Source organism: Mucilaginibacter sp. 14171R-50 (assembly GCF_010093045.1).
Taxonomy (GTDB): domain Bacteria; phylum Bacteroidota; class Bacteroidia; order Sphingobacteriales; family Sphingobacteriaceae; genus Mucilaginibacter.
In genome coordinates, this window is record NZ_CP048115.1 from 1,969,193 (window position 1) to 1,991,486 (window position 22,294).

Genomic DNA, 22,294 nt, shown 5'->3' on the forward strand with positions numbered 1-22,294 from the left:
ATTATCTGGTAAAAATATGGCAGCACAAGGGTGGGTATTCCTGTACTTTTGGTTAGCTTTAAAATTCAAACAATTTATCGCCCATGAAAAAGTTTTGCCTGGTAATTCTAATCTCGTGCAGTCTTACTGCCTTTGCCCAAAAACAAGATTACACTATTCAGCCGGTGGCCTTTACCAACGTAAAACTGACTGATCATTTCTGGACACAGCGCATCGAAACCAACCGTACGGTAACTATACCGGCATCTTTTGCCCGTTGCGAAAGCACAGGCAGGGTAAAAAACTTCCAGATGGCGGCCGAGCGCAAGGGTAAATTTTGCACCACCTACCCGTTTGATGATACCGATATTTACAAAACCATAGAAGGGGCATCGTACTCGCTGGCCCTGCATCCTGATAAAAAGCTTGACCATTACGTGGATTCGATGATTACAATCATTGGCCGCGCCCAGGAATCCGACGGCTACCTGTACACTGCCCGCACAATCGACCCGCTGCATGTTGGCCCCTGGCTGGGCACCGAGCGCTGGGTAAAAGAGCAGGAAAACAGTCACGAATTGTACAATGCAGGCCACATGTACGAAGGAGCGGCAGCCCATTACCTGGCTACCGGTAAGCGCAATTTCCTAAATATCGCCCTAAAAAACGCCGATCTGCTGGTGCGTACCTTCGGGCCAGGCAAAAGGCATGTGGCGCCCGGTCATCAGGTGGTAGAGATGGGTTTGGTAAAGCTGTACCGCATCACCGGCAAAAAAGAATACCTGGACCTCGCCAAGTTTTTTATAGACGAGCGCGGACATAAGGAATACAACAAAAAAAGTAAAAGCGTTTACGAAAACGGCATTTACTGGCAGGATGACAAACCTGTAATTGATCAAACCGAGGCCGAAGGCCACGCTGTACGGGCCATGTACCTGTACTCGGGTATGGCAGATGTAGCTGCGCTAACAGGCGATAAACAATACCTGGCCGCTATAGATAAGATATGGGATAACATGGTGGGCAAAAAAATGTACGTACAGGGCAGCATAGGCGCCGTTGGCGATGGCGAACGCTTCGGCGATAACTATGAACTGCCTAATGCAACCGCCTATAACGAAACATGCGCGGCCATTGGCAACGTTTTCTGGAACCAGCGAATGTTTTTGCTGCACGGCGAATCGAAATATATTGATGTGCTGGAGAAGACCCTTTATAACGGCCTGATATCGGGCGTTGGGCTGGATGGTAAATCGTTCTTTTATACCAACGCCATGCAGATACATGATAATTTTAACCATCCGGATATCGAACGGGAGCGCGCGGGTTGGTTCACGTGCTCGTGCTGCCCCACCAACGTGGTAAGGCTCATGCCCTCTATCCCGGGCTATATTTACGCCCAAAGCGGCAGGGATGTGTATGTAAACCTGTTCATCAGCGGTACAGGCGATTTGAAGGTAGACAATAAAGATCTTAAGATCATCCAGCAAAACAACTACCCTTGGGACGGCGGCCTGGCCTTTACCGTTGAGCCGGCAGGAACTATGGATATGAACCTGAAGATCCGCATACCCGGATGGGCGCAAAATCAGGCTATCCCATCTGACCTATACAGCTATCAATCCCCTGTAAACCAACAAGTAGAGATAAAGCTTAACGGCAAGCCGTTTGAGTATCAAATGAGTAAAGGCTATGCGGTAATCAGCCGCAAATGGAAAAAGGGCGATAAGATAGACATGAGCCTCCCCATGAATGTACAACGGGTTATCGCCAGTGATAAGCTCCCTGAAGATGCCGGAAAAGTAGCCCTGCAGCGCGGCCCTATCATGTATTGCGCCGAGTGGAAAGACAACGGCGGCAAGGCAGCTAATATTATCATCCCGCAAAACACAACGTTTACCACCGCTTACGACCCCAGCCTGCTTAATGGCGTTACTGTGCTGAAAGCCGAGGTAAAAAGCGTAAATATTGATGAAAAAGCTCAAACGGTTTCTACCGTTGCTAAAACCATGACCGCCATCCCTTATTACAGCTGGGCTAATCGAGGCAAGGGCGAAATGACAGTGTGGTTTCCCGAACAGGTAAAATATATTGAATTGATAACAAAGTAGTTGCTAAACCGTAGTTTTGACAGTAAACCAATGCCGTTCCGTACGGTAATCAAAAAATCAAATCAATATCACTATGATGAAGAAACTTATTTTACTGACCTGTCTCACCGCAGCATTTGTAACAGGGGCCGCAGCACAGCAAATTTCAATTGATAAGGGTTGGAAGTTTGCCGTTGGCGATTCAGCCCAATGGGCGCAGCCCGACTATAACGATGCCGGCTGGAAACCTGTAAGTTTGACGCGGCCCTGGGAAAGGCAAGGCTACGAAGATGTTAACGGCTTTGGCTGGTACAGGCTGCATTTGGTTATCCCAACTTCGTTAAAAGAAAAATCTTACTTAAAAGATAGCTTACGCATCACCCTAAATGATGTTGACGATAACGACGAGGTTTACCTGAACGGACAGCTGATAGCCAAATATGGCGGTAAGGCCGGCGATATAAAGACAGGTGATTATGGCCCGCGCAGCTACACCATAGCCGCAAATAATCCTGCCATTTTGTGGGATAAGCAAAACGTATTAGCGGTACGCATATTTGATACCGGCGGCGATGGCGGGCTGTACGGCAATAAATTCACTTTGGCGATGGCTGACGTGATGGACCCGGTAAGCATTAATACTGACGCCGATTTCAATTATGGCGTTAACAATAGTTTAAGTAAATCCATCAAACTTATTACCACAAGTAATTACGTTTACAGGGGGAAATTAACCTTTAAAGTAATCGATCCGGAGAATAACGCTGTTATTTATAACAAAACAAACGATGCCAGTTTTACCGCCGGCAAACCTTTTACCTATAATTTCAGCATAGCCCGGCTGGCGCAAAAGTCGTATGCGGTTAGCTATACTTTTACCGAAGAAAAATCAGGTAAAAGCATTACCAAAACGGATGGTACGCCATACATACTTACCCCTGCACCTGCGCTTACCCCTAAAGTGAACGGACCCGATGTTTATGGTGCAAGACCTGGCAACCCTTTTTTGTACCTGATACCTGCCAGCGGACAAAAACCGCTTACCTATGCGGCGAAAGGACTTCCAAATGGTTTAAAGCTTGATGCTAAAACCGGTATTATAAGCGGCGTAGTTAATCAAAAGGGCAATTATACCGTAATCCTTACAGCCAAAAACGGCCTGGGCGCAAATTCAAAAAACTTCACCATAAAAATTGGCGATCTGATTGGGCTTACCCCCGCATTGGGCTGGAACAGCTGGAATGCCTTTGGTTTATCTATTAATGATGAAAGGGTGCGTGTAGCCGCTAAAACCATGATAGATAAGCTAAGCGCCCATGGCTGGAACTACATCAATATTGATGACGGCTGGGAGGCCGAAAACCGGGCGGCAAGTGGCGAAATACTGACCAACCAAAAGTTTCCGGATATGAAGGCCACTACCGATTTTGTGCATAGCCTGGGTTTAAAAATGGGCATATACTCATCTCCCGGTCCACGCACCTGCGGTGGCTATCTGGGTAGCTGGCAACACGAGGACCAGGACGCTAAAACCTACGGTGATTGGGGGATTGATTATTTAAAATATGATTGGTGCTCGTACACAGAAGTGGCGCCGCGAGACCTTACGCTGGATGACATGAAAAAGCCGTACCGGGTAATGCGCGCATCGTTAGATAAGATACCACGCGATATCATGTACAGCTTTTGCCAGTACGGCATGGGCAAGGTTTGGAACTGGGGAGCCGAGGTTGGGGGCAATAGCTGGCGTACTACTGGTGATATTACCGATACCTGGAAAAGCATGGCGGATATTGGCTTTAGCCAAATGGATGCGGCCCCGCATGCGGAACCCGGCCATTTCAACGACCCGGATATGCTGATAGTAGGTAAAGTAGGCTGGGGCGATAACCAGCACAATACACGCCTAACACCGGATGAGCAATACACCCACATTAGCCTATGGAGCCTGCTGGCGTCGCCATTGCTGATAGGCTGTGATATGGGCAAACTTGATCAGTTTACACTCAACCTGCTTACCAACGACGAAGTTTTGGCCATTAACCAGGATGCATTAGGAAAAGAAGCCACACGCGCTACAAAAACTGCTGATTACCAAGTATGGATAAAAGATATGGCTGATGGCAGCAAGGCTGTTGGGGTTTTCAATACATCAGATATCTATCAAACCATTGTTATAAATAGAAACGAGAATGGCTTGCAGGGGCTAACCCAAGTACGTGATGTATGGCGCCAAAAGAATGTGACGTCGCCCGGTAACAGCTACACCGTTAAAGTAGCGCCACACGGTGTAATGTTGGTGAGATTTAGTAAGTAAGAAATTGGCCGATTAAATTGCCTCCTTGGGAGGGCGTGATGATTTGTGCAGCTGCAGGGAGGGAGTTCTTTGTTTGACAGGCGGCCGATGATTTATAATGCTATTAGTAATAAGAAGAGTAAAGAAAAAAATGAACAATATGGGCGTAATTTGGAAAGGGGTATTCCCCGCAGTAACTACAAAGTTTACAGATGATGACAGACTTGATTTTAATGCCTTTGATAAAAACATCGAGGCACAGATCGAAGCCGGCGCAAGTGGTATTATTATAGGTGGTTCGCTGGGCGAGGCAAGTGTTTTAAGCGACAGCGAAAAGATTGAACTGTTACAGCATACCGTTAAGGTGGTTGCCAAACGCGCTTATGTGATATTAAACATTGCGGAGCAAACCACAAAGGCGGCCCTGCTATGTGCCGCTAACGCAGAAAAATATGGTGCCGATGGACTGATGATGCTCCCGCCGATGCGCTACAAGGCTGATGAGGAAGAAACTGTAAAATATTTTACAGATGTAGCCAAAAGCACAAAATTGCCCATGATGATCTATAACAACCCTTATGATTATAAAATCGAGGTTACGCTGGATATGTTCGAGCAGCTGTCGCCATATAAAAATATCCAGGCGGTAAAGGAATCAACTCGCGATGTAAGCAACGTAACCCGCATGATCAACCGTTTTGGCAATAGGTTTGCCGTACTTTGCGGGGTTGATACCCTGGCTTTAGAAAGCCTTTTTATGGGTGCCGATGGCTGGGTGGCCGGTTTGGTAGATGCCTTCCCCAAAGAAACAGTTGCTATTTACCGTTTGGCTAAAGAGGGCCGCATGCAGGAAGCGTTAAAGATCTATCGCTGGTTTTTGCCTGTGCTTGAACTGGATATCCATGCTAAGCTGGTGCAATACATCAAGCTGGCCGAATCGGTTACCGGCCTGGGCACCGAAACGGTGCGTTTGCCGCGATTGAAAATAACCGGCAACGAACGCGACAGGGTCTTAGGCGTCATTAATCATGCCGTGAAAAACCGCCCGGAATTACCCGCGGGCAGCTGGGGCATAGAAGCTGAGGTGGATGTAACAGGTGTGAGTTGATAATACTTTTACCTGTTTTAATAGATGTCAGTCTGAGCTTGTCGAAGACTTAACAAAGCGATGAAGAGGCTATTATATATTTAAACAGGAAGCTAACTAACACAGCCATGTAAGTACAAGCCCCGTAATTATTTAAATTACCAGCCGCGTAAACATCGTGGTATAAAACAGGTAATTATAAAAGGCTAAACAAAACACTATGGAAACACAAAATTTAATTGGTTATCAATATATACAGAGCGGTAAAGCCTTCAGAGCGGTAAACCCCGCGACAGGTAGCGAACTTGACGCGGAATTTAATGCCGCCAGCTTGCAGGATGCTGATAAAGCCATGCAATTGGCCGCCCAGGCTTTTGAAACCTACAGCCTAACCGGTGGTAAAGGCAAAGCAGCTTTTTTGCGCAGCATTGCCGAAGAGATAAACGCCATTGGCGATACCTTAATACACCAGGCCATGGCCGAAAGCGGCCTGCCCGAGGCACGGCTGCAAGGGGAACGCGGGCGCACTACGGGTCAGTTGAATATGTATGCCAATTTGCTTGAGGAAGGTAGTTGGGTTGACGCGGTGATTGATACTGCCATACCAGATCGCACCCCACTACCGAGGGCAGATATCCGTAAAATGATGGTGCCGATTGGTCCGGCGGTGGTATTTGGGGCAAGTAACTTCCCCATGGCGTTTTCTGTTGCCGGCGGCGATACCTGCTCGGCTTTAGCATCTGGCTGCCCGGTAGTGGTAAAAGCGCATCCGGCGCACCCGGGTACCGGTGCGCTGGTTGGCGAAGCCATTAAAAAAGCCGCCCAAAAGCACGGTATGCCTGAGGGAGTGTTCTCCTTGCTTTACGATGATGGCTATACCATTGGCGAAGCTTTGGTGAAACACCCTAAAACAAAAATAGTTACGTTTACAGGCTCGCTAAAAGGGGGCATGGCACTTGTGAAAATGGCGCAGGACCGCGATGAGCCTATCCCGGTTTTTGCGGAAATGGGCAGTATAAATCCCGTTATATTATTACCAAAGGCTTTGGAAAAACGCGCCGAAGAACTAGCAAAATTATCGGCAGCAATAACCACCAATGCGGGGCAATTTTGCACACAGCCGGGTTTATTGCTGGCTGTTAGATCTGTCGCGTTAGGGAAATTTAAGACAGCGCTTGCTGCAGCTATAGCGGATGTTAATTCGGCCACTATGTTAACCCCGGGAATTTGTGCCAATTTTAATAAACTATCCGGCGACATGCTGGCAGATAGCAATGTTGAGGTTATAGCCAAATCCGACAAACTTAATACCGATTATATCAACCAGGGTATTGCCGTAGTTACCCAGATCAGCGCATCGGCTTTTTTGGCTGATGAAAAATATAAGGAAGAGATATTTGGCCCATATACCATGCTGGTAGTTGCCGATGATAAAGCGCAGTTGGAACAGGTAGTTGACAGCCTGCATGGCCAGCTCACCGCCAGCATTATGGCAGAGAAAGAAGAACTGCCGCAGTATAAAAGTATTACCGATAAACTGGCTAAATTAGCTGGCAGGGTAATATTGAATGGCCCGCCAACGGGGGTTGAAGTAGGGAATGCCATACAGCATGGCGGTCCGTATCCCTCAACCTCCGACAGTCGTTTTACATCAGTAGGTACAGGTGCAATCAAGCGCTTTGTGCGCCCGGTATGCTGGCAAAACTGGGAGCAGGATATGCTGCCGGAAGAATTAAAAGACGGCAACCCGCTTGGTATATGGCGATTGGTTAATGGGGAAATGAGCAAATAGTTGAAAGTTTAAGGTGTAAAGTTGAAAGTGACTTTGAACCTTAAACTTTTCACTTTCAACTTAAAATATGAATAAAACATTCTTCTGCATAGATGCGCATACCTGCGGTAACCCGGTGAGGTTGGTTGCCGGTGGCGGGCCAAATTTAGTTGGTGCCAACATGAGCGAAAAACGCCAGCATTTTCTGCGCGAGTACGACTGGATACGCAAGGGGCTGATGTTTGAGCCGCGGGGGCACGATATGATGTCGGGCAGTATATTATATCCCCCACATGATCCGCAGAACGATGTAGCTGTGCTGTTTATTGAAACCAGCGGCTGCCTGCCCATGTGCGGGCACGGTACCATCGGCACCATTACCATTGCTATCGAGGAGGGACTGATCACGCCGAAAACTCCCGGTATCGTGCGTATGGAAGCGCCGGCAGGGCTGGTTTTAATATCATACAAACAGGAAGGCAAAAAGGTGAAGTCGGTAAAGCTGGTAAATGTACCAAGCTACCTGGCTGCCGAAGGCCTGCTGGTAGAATGCCCCGACCTGGGTTTGCTAACTATTGATGTTAGTTATGGCGGTAACTTTTATGCCATTGTAGATCCGCAGGAAAACTTTAAGGGCCTGGAAAACCACACCGCAGATCAGTTGATATCATGGAGCCGTGTTTTACGGCAGCGGATAAATGAGCAATACACCTTTGTGCATCCCGAAAATCCAACTATAAACGGCTGTTCGCATATATTATGGGCCGGTAAAACCATATCGCCGGAGGCAACCGCCCGCAACGCTGTTTTTTATGGCGATAAGGCGATAGACAGATCGCCCTGCGGAACCGGCACATCTGCCCGTATGGCCCAATGGCATGCAAAAGGGTTATTAAAAAAAGGGGATAAATTTATACATGAAAGCATCATCGGCAGCCAGTTCATAGGCACGGTAGAAGATGAGGTAACGCTTGGCGGCAAGCCGGCTATTGTGCCGGGCATTGAAGGCTGGGCGAAAGTTTACGGATACAATACCATCAAAATTGATGACGAAGACGACCCATACGCGTTTGGCTTTCAGGTTTTGTAATAAAAAACGTCATTGCGAGCGTAGCGTGGCAATCTTCGATAGAAAAGTTGGCTACAAGCACGTCGAGGTTGCCACGTAGCTATCGCTCCTCGCAATGACATGATCTATATGATGAATAACTAAAATGAGTAAAGCAATAATAATAGGCGGTGGAATAATAGGGCTCTTTTCAGCGTATTACCTGAACAAATCAGGCTGGGAAGTAGAGATACTGGAGCAGGGCGACCTGACGGACAATGCTTCATTCGGTAATGCAGGCATGATCGTGCCAAGCCATTTTATACCGTTGGCGGCGCCGGGCATGGTTGAGCAGGGCATCCGGTGGATGTTTAACAGCAAAAGTCCGTTTTATGTAAAACCAAGCCTAAGTCCCGACCTGATAGGATGGGGACTTAAATTCCTGAAAGCGGCCAATAAACATCATGTCGAACGTTCGGCAGGTGCCTTACGCGACCTGTCCCTGCTCAGCAAAAAACTTTATCAAGACCTTGAAAATGACGCTTACTTTGATTTTGGCTTTGCCGACAAGGGTATACTGATGCTTTTTAAAACGCCTAAATTTGAAGAAGAAGAACGCCATACCGCCGAAAAAGCGGTGCATTTAGGACTTGATGCCCAATATCTTACTGTAGACGAATGCCAGAAACTGCAGCCGGATATCGAGTTGGATATTTTAGGCGCGGTGCATTACCATTGCGACGCGCATTTATATCCCAATAAACTGGTGGCGGGTTTGGTTAATCATTTAGAAAAAGCGGGGGTTAACATACACCGCAACACACCTGTTACTAATATAAAGCATGCCGGCGGCGAAGTAACACAGGTCATCAGCAATGATAAAAGCTTTAAGGGCGATGCTTATATTTTAGCCGGGGGTGCATGGACACCTGCAATAGCAAAACTGGCGGGGTTAAAAATACCGCTTATGCCGGGTAAGGGTTATTCGTTTATGGTTGATGAGCCACGGCACCGCATGACCATCCCCTCGTTACTTTGCGAGGCAAGAGTATCGGTAACGCCAATGAACGGGCAAATACGTTTTGGCGGTACCATGGAGATAGGCAAAATAAACCAGCAGGTGAATATGAGCCGGGTGGCAGGCATCGTGGAATCCATCCCTCAATATTTCCCCGATTTTACGCCTGCCTTGCCCCGGCAAAAAGATATATGGTTTGGTTTCCGCCCCTGCTCGCCTGACGGGTTGCCTTATATAGGCCTATCGGGCAAGTACAAGAATCTGGCAGTTGCTACCGGGCACGGCATGATGGGCTTAAGCCTTGCGCCCGCTACCGGCAAACTGATAGAAGAAGTACTGAATAACAACACCGCTTCGGCGGGTATTAGCCAGTTTTCGCCTGACAGATATCAATAATCCGATTTGTGTTTCCTGTTAAAATCAAATATCCTGGAGATGGTAAATCCTAAACGGAACTGACCTTTGCCCCAGCTCGATTCGGTATCGTTAAGGTAATTAAACTCCGATATGGCCTGTGCGTTGGTAAAGTTGATGGTAAATACGTGCCCGCCGGTCTCAATTTCGATACCTACGCCTAAACCGTCGTAAAAGCGTGGATCAGTGCTGTTGTTCCTGAAATCAGAGAAGGGATGCACATAATCGATCAGCAGCCCTATCCGTTTCGAGAACTTCAAACGACCTGCTGCCGATAGGGCGAAGATATTTTTCTCGTTACCCGCCAAAAATGGAAATGGGACATTATTCATCAAATACATAGGTGATACCTGCAACGATAAAGCTGGTGAAAATTTACGGGCTACAACCGCCTGCAGCAGATGCGAGAAACGGTTGCTGTAATTATCAAAAAGCGTAGTGTTTGAGTGGTAGGTTTTAAGCCCGGTTTTGCCAATTAAAGTGAGGGCGAATGGGATGCTTTCGTCGGTTTTTTGATGAAGCAGGTTATATTTCAGGCCCAGCTCAAGCAATGATTCGAACTTGCTGCGACCGAAATCGATGTTCAGGTTATCGCTAAGGCCGTATTCAAAACCGATATAGATATCAGACGAGTTATCAAGTCCCCAAAGCGTTTTGCCGCCTCCCGCCGATCCGCCGATATCGCCGAAGCGATGTATCACCAAAAAGTTAAGCTCATTCTTTTTAACCGTTTCGGTGGTTTGCGATAATATCAAACGCGTTGCCTTAAAGGTGGCTATCACAGGCTCGCCCTTCTCTTGCGCGCTAAGGGTTTTCATCAGTGCATCTGTGGATGACGCGGTATCTGTTGGGGTAGTTTGACCTTTTGACAAGCCGGCTGTACATAACAGCATAATAAACAAGAGGGATCTTTTCATGTAATTATTGCGTTAGGGATGTTATTTATAGGGTGAATAAATTGCCGATACCGTTATCCTGAGGGTTTCAGCAATGTTGTGGAAAACCAGCGTTGGGATGTCTATCTTATGATCTTTACAGGCCACCATAAACGTCGATGAAAGGCTTATGACGCCATTGTTTACTATTAATTTGCCCGGGATGGTGCGGCTTTGCTTTACCCCGTGCACCTCAAGTATCCCGCTTGCCACCACAGGGTAAGCACCGTCTTTTGTGACATCAACCTTATCGGTTAACTTACCCCTGAAGGTGGCTTGCGGGTACTTATCGCTCTCCATATAGTTTTCGTTAAAATGCTCCTGCATCAGCGCCTTATCAAACTTAAAAGAGCGGATGGGGATGCTAAATGCAAGTTCGCCGGTTGAGGTGTTAAGAACTGATACCCCCTTGTCGGTACGGGCTTCAATATCTTCTATGGGCGCCTTTGAATAAAGTGTTACTACCGCGTTTTTACAGGCATAGATATCCTGCCCCGCTTGGTTTGTAGTAAACCAGACGAGTAATATTACTCCGATATATTTCATGTTTTTACTTAGGTTTCAGTACTGAATTAATGTTCCAAGTTACGCCAACCGCAACGCCTGCCGATTTCAGGTTTACCTGCCCGTAACCAATACCCGTGAGCGGCAGTTTGTAATAGGGCTGTATGCCCAAACCGAATTTAGAGCTGAGTTCCCGCTGATAGTTCACGTTCAGGTTAAGCACCCCCATAATATGTTTGTTTTGATTGCGGATGTTATAAGTTGCAGGCCCGCCAGGATAGGGGCCGGCATAGTTGAATGTGTAGTTCTCGCGCAGCATAAAATACGATGAAAGCCCGGTGCCTAAACTGAATTTATTGCCGCCTTTATTATAAATCTGGTAACTCACATTTAAAGGGATATCCAGCACAATACAACTTGCACTAACACTTACGGGATCGGTAGCGAACTTGTAAGCGGTGGAGTAATTGGCAAAATCACTTAAATAAGGTTTGTCGGCATATATGGCGCCGGTGGTTATGCTCCATTTTTTGGATACGCCCACGGTTAATAAAAGCCCTGCATTAGTGCCCACCTTGTTTTGCGAAAAGCCCTTAACGCTGTTGATATCCGGCGATGCTACAAAGCTCAACGCAAACGTCGGCTTAAACCCTGCGGATGACGCGACAGGTTTTTTCTTAAGTTTTATATCATCAACTACAGAGGCTAACACAGGTGCCTTTTGAACTGAAGGGCTATCAACCTTTGCCATATTGTTGGCCAGGTTATTTGTAGGGGCGTTTATAACGGTATCTATTTTGTTATCAGCTATGTAGGCAACGGCTTTTTCTGGAGGGGTGGTATCAACCTGTGGCTTTACAACAGGAGGTATAAAATTATAGTTGGTTTGTTTGCCGGCAGTATTACGGCCGCGCTCGCCGGCAGATAAGGTAAAGAACGATCTACTTTTACGGCTCATACCATCTGCACTCATCGTGTTGCTATCATTTGCCGAAAGTGTATTACTTTTGGATTCTGCCAGTTGCCGGGCAGGCGGGCCGTATTTGCCGGTATCTTGTTGTGCCTGGTGTTTTGTTTTAACTAATTGTGCAGTTGCGTCATCAGGCTTTAGGGTTGGGTTTATATATAACCACCCTATAATAAGTAGCAGCATCGCTGCAATAGTGCTTGCCAGCAAAACCAGGCTGCGTGTTATACTTCTGCTTTTTTTACCATCCAGCATAGCTTCCATAGCATCCCAGTCCTCCTCCCGGTACGATGCCTCGTCGCCGTGCCCGGTTAGGCCGCGGTTGAACAATTTATCAATACTATCTTCTTTTTCTTCTTTCATTTTTTGGTTACGTTATTCACAAAAGAAACAGACAGGTTGGGGTTACTTTGCTGCGTTATGGATATAATGGTATCGTTTGATGGCGGGTTCGGCTTATTGGGCATACGGTTGCTTTCGGCTATCATTACTTTTAGTTTTTCGCGTGCTTTGTGCAGGTTAGATTTTGATGTGCCTGTACTGATATTCAGCATGTCGCCGATTTCTTCATGCGTATACCCTTCAATGGCAAATAAGTTGAATATGGTGCGGTAGGCACGCGGTAGCCTGGTTATCATCTCCAGCAATTCGTTATAATTTAAATTCCTGTCAGCATATTCTGTATCGTTGATATGCTCTGCCTTATCCAGTTCTTCTGTATAAGCCACCTTTAAGTTAGACCGGTAATAATCTATTGATGTGTTTACCATGATACGGCCAAGCCATGCTTTAAAGGGCTTCCCTGTGTCGTATTTGTCCAAGTTTTTAAATACCTTGTAAAACCCCTGGTTCATGATTTCCGAAGCTTCGTACCGGTTGGCTGCGTAGCGTAAACAAATGCCCATGGCAAAGCCATAAAAAGCTTTATATAACAGCTTTTGGCTCAACCTGTCATTGTTTAAACAACCTTTTACCAGTTGGTACAGTTCATCTTCGCCCATATTGGGGATTCTGTTTATCTTAAATATTACCTTATCTGCATACATCACGATGGATATGATGCAAAGGTTGCCACGGGGTTAGAAAATTTATTGTTTCCGAAAGCTCAGGATTATGATCTATTGAATTTACTTAAATAAATCTGAGAAAATTAGGTATAATTAAAGATTATCAAATCAGTATCAGATCAAAATCAACTAATACCGTAAATCATCAATTGTAGCGATGAAAGTACTGCCTTTTACCATACCTGTTCCGCACGATAAAACCATTATAGTACAGCGCGAGACACTGCCGAGCTTTTACCCGCATTTGCACCGCCACGCCGAGGTGCAGATAACCCGAGTAAGGGAAGGGCATGGTACTTTGCTTGCCGGGAATAGTATGCACCCGTTTGGGCCCGGCGAAATATATGTACTTGGCGTAAACCTGCCGCATGTATTTAAAAGCAGTACCGAATATTTTGAGGAAGACAGCAACTTAACTATCGACGCGCTTACCATTTTTTTCGATCCGAAGGGTAAAATGTCGGCGTTGTTTGATTTGCCCGAAATGAAAGCCGTACAATTGTTTTTTGAACAATGGCAGTGCGGGTTTAAAATACCTGCGGCCGGTTATGTATTTTTTTCGTCATTGATCGATAAGGTTGAAAAGTCTGCAGGCGCTTCGCAAATGGCGGCTTTTATTGAAATGCTGCACATGATGAGTAAAGTTGACGGGCTGCAGCCATTATCGACAGTAAACTATGCCCAACCCCTTACCGATCCTGAAGGGGTAAGAATAGCATCGGTGTATAATTATATTATGCATAATTTTAGTAAGCCGCTAACACTGGACGAGGTTGCACAGCAGGCGCATTTAACGCCCAATGCCTTCTGCCGTTATTTTAAAAAGCACACCCGGGTAACGTTTACCGCTTTTGTAAATAAGGTTAGGGTAAACCAGGCCTGCAAATTATTGGTAAGCAGTAACTACAACAGTATAGCCGATGTTGCTTATAATTGCGGCTTTACCAGTGTTACCAATTTTAATTATGTATTTAAGAACGTTACCGGCAGGGCACCGAGAGACTATGTAAACGAATACGAGCGGGAACTGAAAGTAAAGCCACGATAATCGAAATTCTTAATTTCCAGGCGTTTTGTAATAATAAATTGGCGCGTAAACACCCTCGCTGGTGGTATAATATCCTTTACCGTCGGGGGTAAAAGCAACGGATTCGCCTTGCTTCTCCTGTTTGTAGGGCAATTCCTGCGGCATGCTTTTAAGGGTTTTCCAAACGGGCTGGCCAGCGGTGCGCCGCCAGTAGTAAACCTTCTCGTAGCTTTTTAAGAGTATTTGCAAGCCATCGGCCGATATATCCGCGGCGGTTATCCATTTAAACGGCTTTAATCCTTTAAAAAACAATCGCCCCCTTAACGTCAGTGTTATGGTATCATTGGCCTTGAATTTTAAGGCCGATGTATAAACGCCTACGCTATCGCCGCGCTTGGTTATAATGTAAAGCAGCTTTTCTACCGGGTCTATCGTCATGGCTTCGGCGTCTTTGGGGCCGTCGGGGTATTTTAAGTTAAGCGAAACAGGCGTGGCATGTGCCAGGCTGTCCCTGCCCCACAAGGGGCTTTCTTCGGCGCGGTAAACGGTTATGTATTTTCTTTTTGAACCGTTATCGCCAATATCACCAATATAAACGTAGCTTTTGCCCTTTAACGGGCCGGGCCCAACGGCAATATCCTCGCAATCGCGTACACCAAGCCGCTCGGCTCTGTCGCCCGTATAATATATTGTTGTTTTTAATTTGCCATCAGGTGTAATGGCAAAAAAACGGCTGGTATCGCCGCTATCGTTATGGGCGTAGTAAATACCGGTATTTAAACCTGAAGCTACCAGACCTGATGTCTCGTCCATTTGCTTTGCGTACAGATGGCTTTGGGGTAGCTGCTTATTATCGATTAAACGGTGCTTTGCAAACGCCGCTATAAAGGTGATGCATAATACCGGTATAAATATTTTTAAGGCTTTACTTTTAAACATAACTAAGCTTATAGAACAAAAAACGGCCCATATTATTATATGGGCCGCATCATTATGTTTTTAAACTGACACTTACGAATCTTGCGTTGCCAGGCTTGCCTCTTTGCTGAAAACCAGCTCGGCATCCGGTTTTGATACGTCGGTTATAGCAACTTTGCCGCGCTCTCTGCGCAATATCCTGTTGAATAACGATATCTCCCGGTCAAACAAAAACCTGAAGAATAATTTGGTCCAGGATGTGTGGTAATAAAGTGTGTCGTAATACTCAGGCGCCGTTTTCCTGATCTCCGGCAGTTTATTCCACGGGATAGAAGGAAAATCGTGGTGCTCGTTATGAAAACCAACATTAAAGGCCACCGCGTTAAAATTCCCGTAATAGCTGTATGTTTCCTGCTCAGCGCTGTGGGTTAAGTAATGCTCTTGTACCCATCGTGCGCCAAGTGGGTGCAAGCCAACCGAAAACGAGAAGCTCAGCAGCAAAAACGCTAACGAATGCCAACCCATAAATTGGTAAATAACTACTGTAAAGGCTATTTGTAATACCCAGTTGGTTAGTATCCATCCATCAAACGGGTGAATTTCGCGCAGGCGCGATAAGCGGAACAACTGGAATATAGGGAAAAACAACAGCCATAATGCTTTACCTAAAAAAGAGTTGTTGATCAGCTTTGCTTCCCAGCGGTTTGGCAGGTCGGCATCCAGTTCATGTATACCTTGAAAAGAGTGGTGTTTAATGTGATATTTTTCGAAAGAAATGGCGCTTGGCAGTATTTGCGGCAAATTGGCAAACATTGATGCCCAGCGGTTTGCATTGCGGTTTTTAAATAGTAACTGGTGGGTGCACTCGTGTATCATTACAAATAACGCATGATCGGCAAAGGCTCCTAATAAATAGGCCGCTCCAAATACCAGCCACCACGATTGATCGCGAAGAAACCATGCCAGTATTACCTGGAAGGCAACCAGCCCGATTATTGCCCAAATGGTTTTTGGATTTTTTCCAATAAGGTTTCTTAACTGCGGGAATTGCTTCAGTATCTTCTTTGTACGTATACGGTGCGGTTCCGACTCCTGGGAGTAAACAAAATCAGTCTTCTTCATATAGGGTTAAAACGATGAAGATAAGGATTAGGTGTTAAAAAAATGACTTTCTTGTGAAATTTTCCCAAATTTAGCAATAAAACCCGTACGGTACTTAATTTTAAGGAAAAATAATTGCCCTTAAATACTTAACAACCAAACTTTTTAATAAATAATTTAATTTATAGAAATTTTATGTGGTGGATATACGCTTTATTATCAGCCTTATTTGCAGCTTTAACCGCCGTGTTTGCAAAAGTTGGCATCAGGGGCGTAGACAGCGACCTGGCCACCGCTGTACGCACAGTAGTGATTTTGCTTATAGCCTGGGCAATAGTATTGTATAAGGGCGCTCAACATGGTATAAGCGGCCTTAATAAAGTAAACTGGATCTTTTTAGTGCTTTCGGGCGTTGCTACAGGGCTGTCGTGGATATTTTATTTTAAAGCCCTGCAATTGGGCAAAGTATCGCAGGTAGCGCCGGTAGATAAGTTAAGCGTAGCTATAGCTATTATACTGTCTGTATTGTTTTTGGGCGAGCCCCTTACGCTAAAAACCGGGTCGGGCGCCTTGCTGATAATAGCCGGTACGCTTATTTTGATATTTTAGGATCAACATAGTGTATATGTAACAATTACGAAACCTCTGCACTTAAGTCAAAACTTCTTATCAGTTTTGCGCCTCCAAATAGAGAAGAGGTTTACTATGCGTTGTTTTTTTGTTTTTTTAGCTTTATTATTTACCACAATACAAATAAATGCCCAAAACGCCGGTGGTGGGAAGGGAAAAATAAGCGGCAGGGTTACCGATGCGGTTAGCAAACTGCCTGTAGATTATGCCACTATATCCATATTTAAACAGGGCAGTACCAGCCCCTTCAACGGCATGAGCACCGATCCGAAAGGGAACTTTAGCCTGGAAAACATTGCCGCCGGCGACTACAGGTTAACCATTGATTTTTTAGGATACAAACGCCATACAATTGATCACGTAATAGTTACAGATGGAAATATTATGGCCCTGGGCAATATTTTGTTAGAGCCTGTTCAAAACCAGTTAAAGGGGGTAAATATTGTGGCCAAAGCCCCTTTGATTGAAAACCGTATTGATAAGATGGTATACAACGCGGCCAACGATCTTACCGCTCAAAGTGGTGCCGCAGTTGATGTATTAAAGAAAGTGCCCCAGGTTACCGTTGATATCGATGGCAATGTAGAACTGCAGGGTAACGCCAACATCCGTTTTCTTATAAACGGCAAGCCAAGCAGTATTTTTGGTGCCAGCCTGGCCGATGCGCTTCAATCAATACCCGGCAGCCAGATAAAGAGTATTGAAGTGATCACAAGTCCCGGTGCCAAATACGATGCTGCAGGTACAGGCGGCATCATCAACATTATATTAAAGGACAGCAACGTTGAAGGTATAAACGGCAGTGTTAACCTTACAGCAGGCACCCGCCAGGAAAACGGGTCGTTTAATTTGAACGCTAAAAAAGGCAACTTTGGCGTAAATGCGTCTTTTAGCGGTAATACTATGCTAAGGTCGACGGTATTAAGCAGTAATAACCGCACCTCTACCGATATGGAAGGAAACGTAACGCGCCTGCTGCAAAACGGTGGCAGTAACTCCAGCCGCGGCGGTTACAGGTCTGGGCTTAACTTAAACTGGAGCATTACGCCAAAAGATGAACTTACCGCATCTTTCGGGTTTAACCATTTTGGCAACCGTAATAACGGCTTAACCGATCAGCAAGAAACAAGGACCGATATGACCGGTAACATATTTTCGGATATTTTAAGCCAGCGTAATTCTGACAGTAAATTCAACGCGTACTCAACAGATTACAGCCTTAATTATAAGAAGACCTTTGATAAAGAAGGGCAGGAACTGGAAGTATTGGTTAACACCAGTAACAGTAGAAACACCTCAAATTATAATCAGCAGCAGGATTATTTAAACACCGATGATATTACCACCGGTATAAAGGGCTATAACCCCGGCAATAACCGCGAAACCAATATATCTGTTGATTACACCCACCCTGTAACCAAAACCTTTATCCTTGAAGGTGGTGCTAAAGCGGTTATTGAAAACCTGAAGAATGTAACCAATACCGATACCTTGCTGGCTGATGGCAGTTTTATTAATAATGCCGACCAAACTTACGCGTTTAACTATAAGCGCAATATTTACGCAGTTTACTTTTCGGCGTCAACATCGTTATTTAAGAACTTTTTAGACTTTAAGGCCGGTTTGCGTAACGAGTACACCAACACAACGGCCGACTTTCCGGGCGTGGTGATACCAGGCTATAACACGCTGGCCCCTTCGTTTGTATTATCACACAAAATAAGCCCTGCCCAAACTATTAAGCTAAGCTATGTTTACCGCATAGAGCGGCCCGACTATCGGGATGTAAACCCCTTTTATAACATCAGCGACCCGCACAACATCAGCACGGGTAACCCTAACTTAAAGCCCGAAATAAGCAATACGTTTGAACTGGGTTACAACCGATCGTTTGATGGCGGCGCAAATATTTACGTTGGGAGCTTTTACCGCCATAACAATAACGACATACAGCAATACACAACATCGTTTGACACGCTGGATATAAACGGAAAGGAATATACTAACGTGTTGCTGAACCAACGCGCCAATATTGGTACGCAAACATCAATAGGTGGTAATATATTCGCGTCGGTGCCGGTTACAAGCAGGCTTAATTTACGCACGAACATATTTTTGGTAAACCGTACAAACGTTAATAAGGACCCTAACCTGCAAACAAATATAAACCGGATAAGCGCCCTGTCGTACCGCGTAAACCTAAATGCCAGCTACCAGTTCCCGGGTAATGTTATGGCCGAGGCGTTTGGTAATTACAATTCATCATCGCGCGGGCTGCAAAGCACGCGCCCCAAATTCTTTTGGTATAACCTGGCTGTACGTAAACAATTCTGGGATAAAAAAGCAAGTGTAGGACTGGTGGCAAGCAACCCTTTCAGTAAATACATCGATCAATATTCAACTACCACCGGCCCCGGCTACAATCAATCAAGCTTAAGGCAGCTGCCCTTCCGTTCGTTTGGTATAACACTTAGCTATAAATTTGGTAAGCTGGAGTTCTCTAAAGAAAAAGAGAAAGAGGGGCGCGAAGATGGCAACCCTAACATGCCGGCCGAACCCATGGGTAAGTAATTGTAAAACAATATACAGTTACGATAGTATTATAAGTAGTGTAATGTACTATCGTTATGAACACTGCTGGTAAACACTACAAATTTATAAACAGCAGAACGGGTAATGTGATCTTCTATTCGTCGTTAAGCGCTGACCTGAGCCCCGAAGAGATAAAGGCTGAACTGGATAAAATCAGGACGCAGGTAGCCATAAAAAACGGTATTTACCGTGAAACTATTTATTGGGAAGAGATAAAAGATGAATAGCCCGGGCGCTGTTACCTGTTATGCTTACTTGCGGATATCCCCATATTACCCGTTGCTACAGATATGTAAATTGCGCAATAATGGTGTTATCCTCACCAGCAACTCCATGTAAATTAAATTGTTGTATTGTTTTGATTATCAGTATATTTATTTGCCATTTATAAACGCAGATCAACCACCCGTGTTTATCGCAAATAAATCTTATACAAAATGAAAAAGTTTTTTTTATTGTTGTTTGCTGCAAGCTGCTATTGTGTAGCGCTGCACGGCCAGATAGTGCCTCAAAAAAGCGGGAATGACTTAAAGGACGTAATAACCAGGCTGCAAGCATTATCTACAGACAACGTAATTGAGAAGGCTTACCTTCATTTTGATAAACCGTATTATAACGCCGGCGACACCATTTACTTTAAAGCGTATGTAACAGCAGGAGAGCGGCACGAGCTATCAAAAGTAAGCGGTGTGTTGCATGTTGATCTTCTGAATAATAAAGCCGATTCGGTGATGCAAACCCTTATTTTGCAGCTAAAGAACGGCCTGGCCTGGGGCGATTTTGCGTTGCCCGGTTACCTTCCGAAGGGCAGCTACCGGATAAGGGCTTACACCCGCTGGATGCAAAATGCAGGTGATACCTATTTTTTTTATAAAACAATAACCGTTAACGGAAAAAGCATGGGCCAGGCACCCATAGCCAGGACTATAAGCAATAAACCGGATGTGCAGTTTTTTCCCGAAGGCGGTACGTTGGTTACGGCGGTTCCATCCCGAATTGCTTTTAAGGCGGTTGATGGTAATGGCATGGGCGTTAACGTTAAGGGTACTGTGGTTGATAATAACAATGCAGAAGTTGCCCATTTTACCTCGGCGCATTTGGGCATGGGCCAAATATTCCTGACACCCGAAGAAGGCAAACTTTACAAGGCAAAGATAACCTATCCCGATGGATCGGTTACAACGGTTGACCTGCCGAAGCCCGAAACCAACGGGATATCGCTCAGCGTTAATAACAGCGACCCGGCTAAACTATCAATTGATATGAATGCCAACAAGCCTTATTACCTGGCCAATAAAAATAAGGAGATAGCCGTAGTGATATACTCGGCGGGAGTCGTTAAAACCGTAAAAACAGTACTTGACAACCAGGTTATAGGTTTCGATCTGCCAAAGAAAGATCTTAGGTCCGGAATAATGCAAATTACCCTATTCTCAGATAACGGCATGCCCCTGAGCGAACGCCTGGTATTTATCCAAAATAACGACGGGGTTAGTTTTACCATAAACAGCGATAAAACATCATATGCAAGTGGCGACAAGGCGCACATCATTGTTAACGCCCGCACAGCAGAAGACAAAGCCTCGGTGGGAAGCTTTTCGGTATCGGTTATTAATGAAAATAAGGTGCCTGCAAATGGGGATACCGAAAGCAGTATACTCGCCGATATGTTGCTTACGTCAGATCTTCGGGGGTATGTGGAGCAGCCGGGCTATTATTTTAACAATGTAACTAACGATACACGAAACAACCTGGATATATTGATGCTTACCCAGGGCTACCGCCGTTTTCAATGGAAACAGTTTTTAACCGGTACACCCACGCCAATAGCCTATCAGCCCGAAGTGGGGATGGATATAAAGGGTACTTTGCTAACTAAAGCAGGCGCACCTATACCTAACGAAAAGATAACCCTGATGCTTCCAGTAACCGGGCAAACCATGTCGGCCACTACCGATGCAGCCGGAAAGTTTGCCTTTATTGATTTGGGTTATACCGATAAAACGCGGTTTTTATTGAATATCGATAATAAATCGCTTAAAAATAAAGCAAGGCTTATGCTGGACAAAACCAATATAAGTGTGCCGCTAAACACGGGCACTTTGCGGGAAGTTAACACAGATGAAAGGCTACCGCAATACACAGCTATGACGGGCGGACAGGCACCGCCGGATAAAACACAGGAATTGAACGCGGTAAACGTCAACGGCAAACAAAACTATCGTTCATCCAGCCTTGCAGGCGCCGGCAATGCGGATCAGGTGATATTTAATAAACAAATTAAAAGCTTTGCCAGCTTATCCCAGGCCTTAACAGGTATTGCCCGCAATGTTGATTTTAATAATGGAAAGGCGTACTTGCGTAGCTCGGTAAGTATTGCAGGGGGTAAAATTGTTTCAGAACCGATGATGATCGTTATTGATGGCGCCATCACTTCGGGTGCAATTGATAACATACAGCCTGCTGACGTGGAATCTGTTGAAATATTAAAAGGAGCCAATGCGGCGGTTTATGGTATGAATTCGGGATCGGGCGTAATGGTGATCAATACAAGGCGGGGCGGTGAAATTACCGAAACAAGCCAGGAGATGGCGCCGGGCATAGTATCAATTACACCACAAGGCTTTTATGTGGCACGCGAATTTTACACTCTGGTTTACGATGATACCAAAAAAGGCGCCGCCGAGGGCGCCACTGTTTACTGGAAGCCCAATTTAGTAACTAATGCCGATGGTAACACAGCCTTTGATTATTTTAATCAGGGCCCGGGCCAGTACCGTATTGTTATTGAGGGGATTGATAACACAGGTTATATAGGCAGGGCGGTTTACAAATACACCGTTCAGTAAG

At 45.5% G+C, this 22,294-nt stretch carries 17 protein-coding genes; 11 read left to right on the forward strand and 6 right to left on the reverse strand.

Annotation, left to right across the window (positions count from 1 at the left end; translation table 11 throughout):
- Nucleotides 1-83: 83 nt before the first annotated feature.
- The 6 genes from GWR56_RS09085 (at nucleotide 84) to GWR56_RS09110 (ending at nucleotide 9,685) form a co-directional block, all read left to right on the forward strand.
- Complete coding sequence (locus tag GWR56_RS09085; protein ID WP_162430796.1) at nucleotides 84-2,090, forward strand: glycoside hydrolase family 127 protein; 2,007 nt, start codon at nucleotides 84-86, stop codon at nucleotides 2,088-2,090.
- 73 nt (nucleotides 2,091-2,163) lie between these two features.
- Nucleotides 2,164-4,386: a putative Ig domain-containing protein gene (locus tag GWR56_RS09090; protein ID WP_162430797.1), complete on the forward strand. Its 2,223-nt coding sequence runs from the start codon at nucleotides 2,164-2,166 to the stop codon at nucleotides 4,384-4,386.
- Between the two features lie 139 nt (nucleotides 4,387-4,525).
- Nucleotides 4,526-5,473, forward strand: a complete 948-nt coding sequence (locus GWR56_RS09095; RefSeq protein ID WP_162430798.1) for a dihydrodipicolinate synthase family protein — start codon at nucleotides 4,526-4,528, stop codon at nucleotides 5,471-5,473.
- Between the two features lie 199 nt (nucleotides 5,474-5,672).
- Nucleotides 5,673-7,244 carry an aldehyde dehydrogenase (NADP(+)) gene (locus GWR56_RS09100; protein ID WP_162430799.1) on the forward strand — a complete coding sequence of 524 codons (1,572 nt, stop codon included), beginning with the start codon at nucleotides 5,673-5,675 and terminating at the stop codon, nucleotides 7,242-7,244.
- A 67-nt stretch (nucleotides 7,245-7,311) separates the two neighbouring features.
- Nucleotides 7,312-8,313 carry a 4-hydroxyproline epimerase gene (locus GWR56_RS09105; RefSeq protein ID WP_162430800.1) on the forward strand — a complete coding sequence of 334 codons (1,002 nt, stop codon included), beginning with the start codon at nucleotides 7,312-7,314 and terminating at the stop codon, nucleotides 8,311-8,313.
- A 124-nt stretch (nucleotides 8,314-8,437) separates the two neighbouring features.
- Nucleotides 8,438-9,685, forward strand: a complete 1,248-nt coding sequence (locus GWR56_RS09110) for an FAD-binding oxidoreductase (protein WP_202925397.1) — start codon at nucleotides 8,438-8,440, stop codon at nucleotides 9,683-9,685.
- Here the strand turns inward: GWR56_RS09110 and GWR56_RS09115 are convergent.
- Genes GWR56_RS09115 through GWR56_RS09130 form a run of 4 tightly spaced genes read right to left on the reverse strand, consistent with a single transcriptional unit; the run spans nucleotide 9,679 to nucleotide 13,155 of the window.
- Nucleotides 9,679-10,620, reverse strand: coding sequence for a DUF5777 family beta-barrel protein (locus GWR56_RS09115; RefSeq protein WP_162430801.1), 942 nt, complete (start codon nucleotides 10,618-10,620; stop codon nucleotides 9,679-9,681). The two genes, GWR56_RS09110 and GWR56_RS09115, sit on opposite strands and share 7 nt — an antisense overlap.
- Before the next feature lie 21 nt (nucleotides 10,621-10,641).
- Complete coding sequence (locus GWR56_RS09120; protein ID WP_162430802.1) at nucleotides 10,642-11,184, reverse strand: YceI family protein; 543 nt, start codon at nucleotides 11,182-11,184, stop codon at nucleotides 10,642-10,644.
- 4 nt (nucleotides 11,185-11,188) lie between these two features.
- The gene (locus GWR56_RS09125; protein WP_162430803.1) at nucleotides 11,189-12,472 is read right to left on the reverse strand and encodes a hypothetical protein; all 1,284 of its coding nucleotides are present in this window, start codon (nucleotides 12,470-12,472) and stop codon (nucleotides 11,189-11,191) included.
- Nucleotides 12,469-13,155, reverse strand: a complete 687-nt coding sequence (locus tag GWR56_RS09130; RefSeq protein WP_238395340.1) for an RNA polymerase sigma factor — start codon at nucleotides 13,153-13,155, stop codon at nucleotides 12,469-12,471. Before GWR56_RS09130 ends, GWR56_RS09125 begins: the two co-directional genes overlap by 4 nt.
- 178 nt (nucleotides 13,156-13,333) lie before the next feature.
- Between GWR56_RS09130 and GWR56_RS09135 the strand changes: the two genes are divergently transcribed.
- On the forward strand, nucleotides 13,334-14,224 hold the full coding sequence (locus GWR56_RS09135; RefSeq protein WP_162430804.1) for an AraC family transcriptional regulator: 891 nt from the start codon (nucleotides 13,334-13,336) through the stop codon (nucleotides 14,222-14,224).
- A gap of 9 nt (nucleotides 14,225-14,233) precedes the next feature.
- Here GWR56_RS09135 and GWR56_RS09140 read toward each other — a convergent pair whose 3' ends face one another.
- Nucleotides 14,234-15,142, reverse strand: a complete 909-nt coding sequence (locus GWR56_RS09140; RefSeq protein ID WP_162430805.1) for a hypothetical protein — start codon at nucleotides 15,140-15,142, stop codon at nucleotides 14,234-14,236.
- 72 nt (nucleotides 15,143-15,214) lie between these two features.
- Nucleotides 15,215-16,243: a fatty acid desaturase gene (locus GWR56_RS09145; protein ID WP_162430806.1), complete on the reverse strand. Its 1,029-nt coding sequence runs from the start codon at nucleotides 16,241-16,243 to the stop codon at nucleotides 15,215-15,217.
- Nucleotides 16,244-16,417: 174 nt separating this feature from the next.
- Here GWR56_RS09145 and GWR56_RS09150 point away from each other — a divergent pair, with 174 nt between their 5' ends.
- The 4 genes from GWR56_RS09150 to GWR56_RS09165 all read left to right on the forward strand — a co-directional run bounded on the left by GWR56_RS09150 (nucleotide 16,418) and on the right by GWR56_RS09165 (nucleotide 22,293).
- Entirely contained in the window at nucleotides 16,418-16,831 is a 414-nt protein-coding gene (locus tag GWR56_RS09150) for an EamA family transporter (protein WP_162430807.1), read from the forward strand.
- Between the two features lie 96 nt (nucleotides 16,832-16,927).
- Nucleotides 16,928-19,423, forward strand: a complete 2,496-nt coding sequence (locus GWR56_RS09155) for an outer membrane beta-barrel family protein (protein ID WP_162430808.1) — start codon at nucleotides 16,928-16,930, stop codon at nucleotides 19,421-19,423.
- 56 nt (nucleotides 19,424-19,479) lie between these two features.
- The gene (locus GWR56_RS09160; RefSeq protein ID WP_162430809.1) at nucleotides 19,480-19,671 is read left to right on the forward strand and encodes a hypothetical protein; all 192 of its coding nucleotides are present in this window, start codon (nucleotides 19,480-19,482) and stop codon (nucleotides 19,669-19,671) included.
- 210 nt (nucleotides 19,672-19,881) lie between these two features.
- Nucleotides 19,882-22,293 (forward strand): TonB-dependent receptor plug domain-containing protein, encoded by a 2,412-nt coding sequence (locus GWR56_RS09165; RefSeq protein WP_162430810.1) that lies wholly within the window; start codon nucleotides 19,882-19,884, stop codon nucleotides 22,291-22,293.
- Nucleotide 22,294 lies beyond the last annotated feature (1 nt).

Bases quoted from the DNA above. Each gene is read 5' to 3' on its own strand.
- GWR56_RS09085 (WP_162430796.1), top strand. From the start codon at position 84: ATGAAAAAGTTTTGCCTGGTAATTCTAATCTCGTGCAGTCTTACTGCC.
- GWR56_RS09090 (WP_162430797.1), top strand. From the start codon at position 2,164: ATGATGAAGAAACTTATTTTACTGACCTGTCTCACCGCAGCATTTGTA.
- GWR56_RS09095 (WP_162430798.1), top strand. From the start codon at position 4,526: ATGGGCGTAATTTGGAAAGGGGTATTCCCCGCAGTAACTACAAAGTTT.
- GWR56_RS09100 (WP_162430799.1), top strand. From the start codon at position 5,673: ATGGAAACACAAAATTTAATTGGTTATCAATATATACAGAGCGGTAAA.
- GWR56_RS09105 (WP_162430800.1), top strand. From the start codon at position 7,312: ATGAATAAAACATTCTTCTGCATAGATGCGCATACCTGCGGTAACCCG.
- GWR56_RS09110 (WP_202925397.1), top strand. From the start codon at position 8,438: ATGAGTAAAGCAATAATAATAGGCGGTGGAATAATAGGGCTCTTTTCA.
- GWR56_RS09115 (WP_162430801.1), bottom strand. From the start codon at position 10,620: ATGAAAAGATCCCTCTTGTTTATTATGCTGTTATGTACAGCCGGCTTG.
- GWR56_RS09120 (WP_162430802.1), bottom strand. From the start codon at position 11,184: ATGAAATATATCGGAGTAATATTACTCGTCTGGTTTACTACAAACCAA.
- GWR56_RS09125 (WP_162430803.1), bottom strand. From the start codon at position 12,472: ATGAAAGAAGAAAAAGAAGATAGTATTGATAAATTGTTCAACCGCGGC.
- GWR56_RS09130 (WP_238395340.1), bottom strand. From the start codon at position 13,155: ATGTATGCAGATAAGGTAATATTTAAGATAAACAGAATCCCCAATATG.
- GWR56_RS09135 (WP_162430804.1), top strand. From the start codon at position 13,334: ATGAAAGTACTGCCTTTTACCATACCTGTTCCGCACGATAAAACCATT.
- GWR56_RS09140 (WP_162430805.1), bottom strand. From the start codon at position 15,142: ATGTTTAAAAGTAAAGCCTTAAAAATATTTATACCGGTATTATGCATC.
- GWR56_RS09145 (WP_162430806.1), bottom strand. From the start codon at position 16,243: ATGAAGAAGACTGATTTTGTTTACTCCCAGGAGTCGGAACCGCACCGT.
- GWR56_RS09150 (WP_162430807.1), top strand. From the start codon at position 16,418: ATGTGGTGGATATACGCTTTATTATCAGCCTTATTTGCAGCTTTAACC.
- GWR56_RS09155 (WP_162430808.1), top strand. From the start codon at position 16,928: ATGCGTTGTTTTTTTGTTTTTTTAGCTTTATTATTTACCACAATACAA.
- GWR56_RS09160 (WP_162430809.1), top strand. From the start codon at position 19,480: ATGAACACTGCTGGTAAACACTACAAATTTATAAACAGCAGAACGGGT.
- GWR56_RS09165 (WP_162430810.1), top strand. From the start codon at position 19,882: ATGAAAAAGTTTTTTTTATTGTTGTTTGCTGCAAGCTGCTATTGTGTA.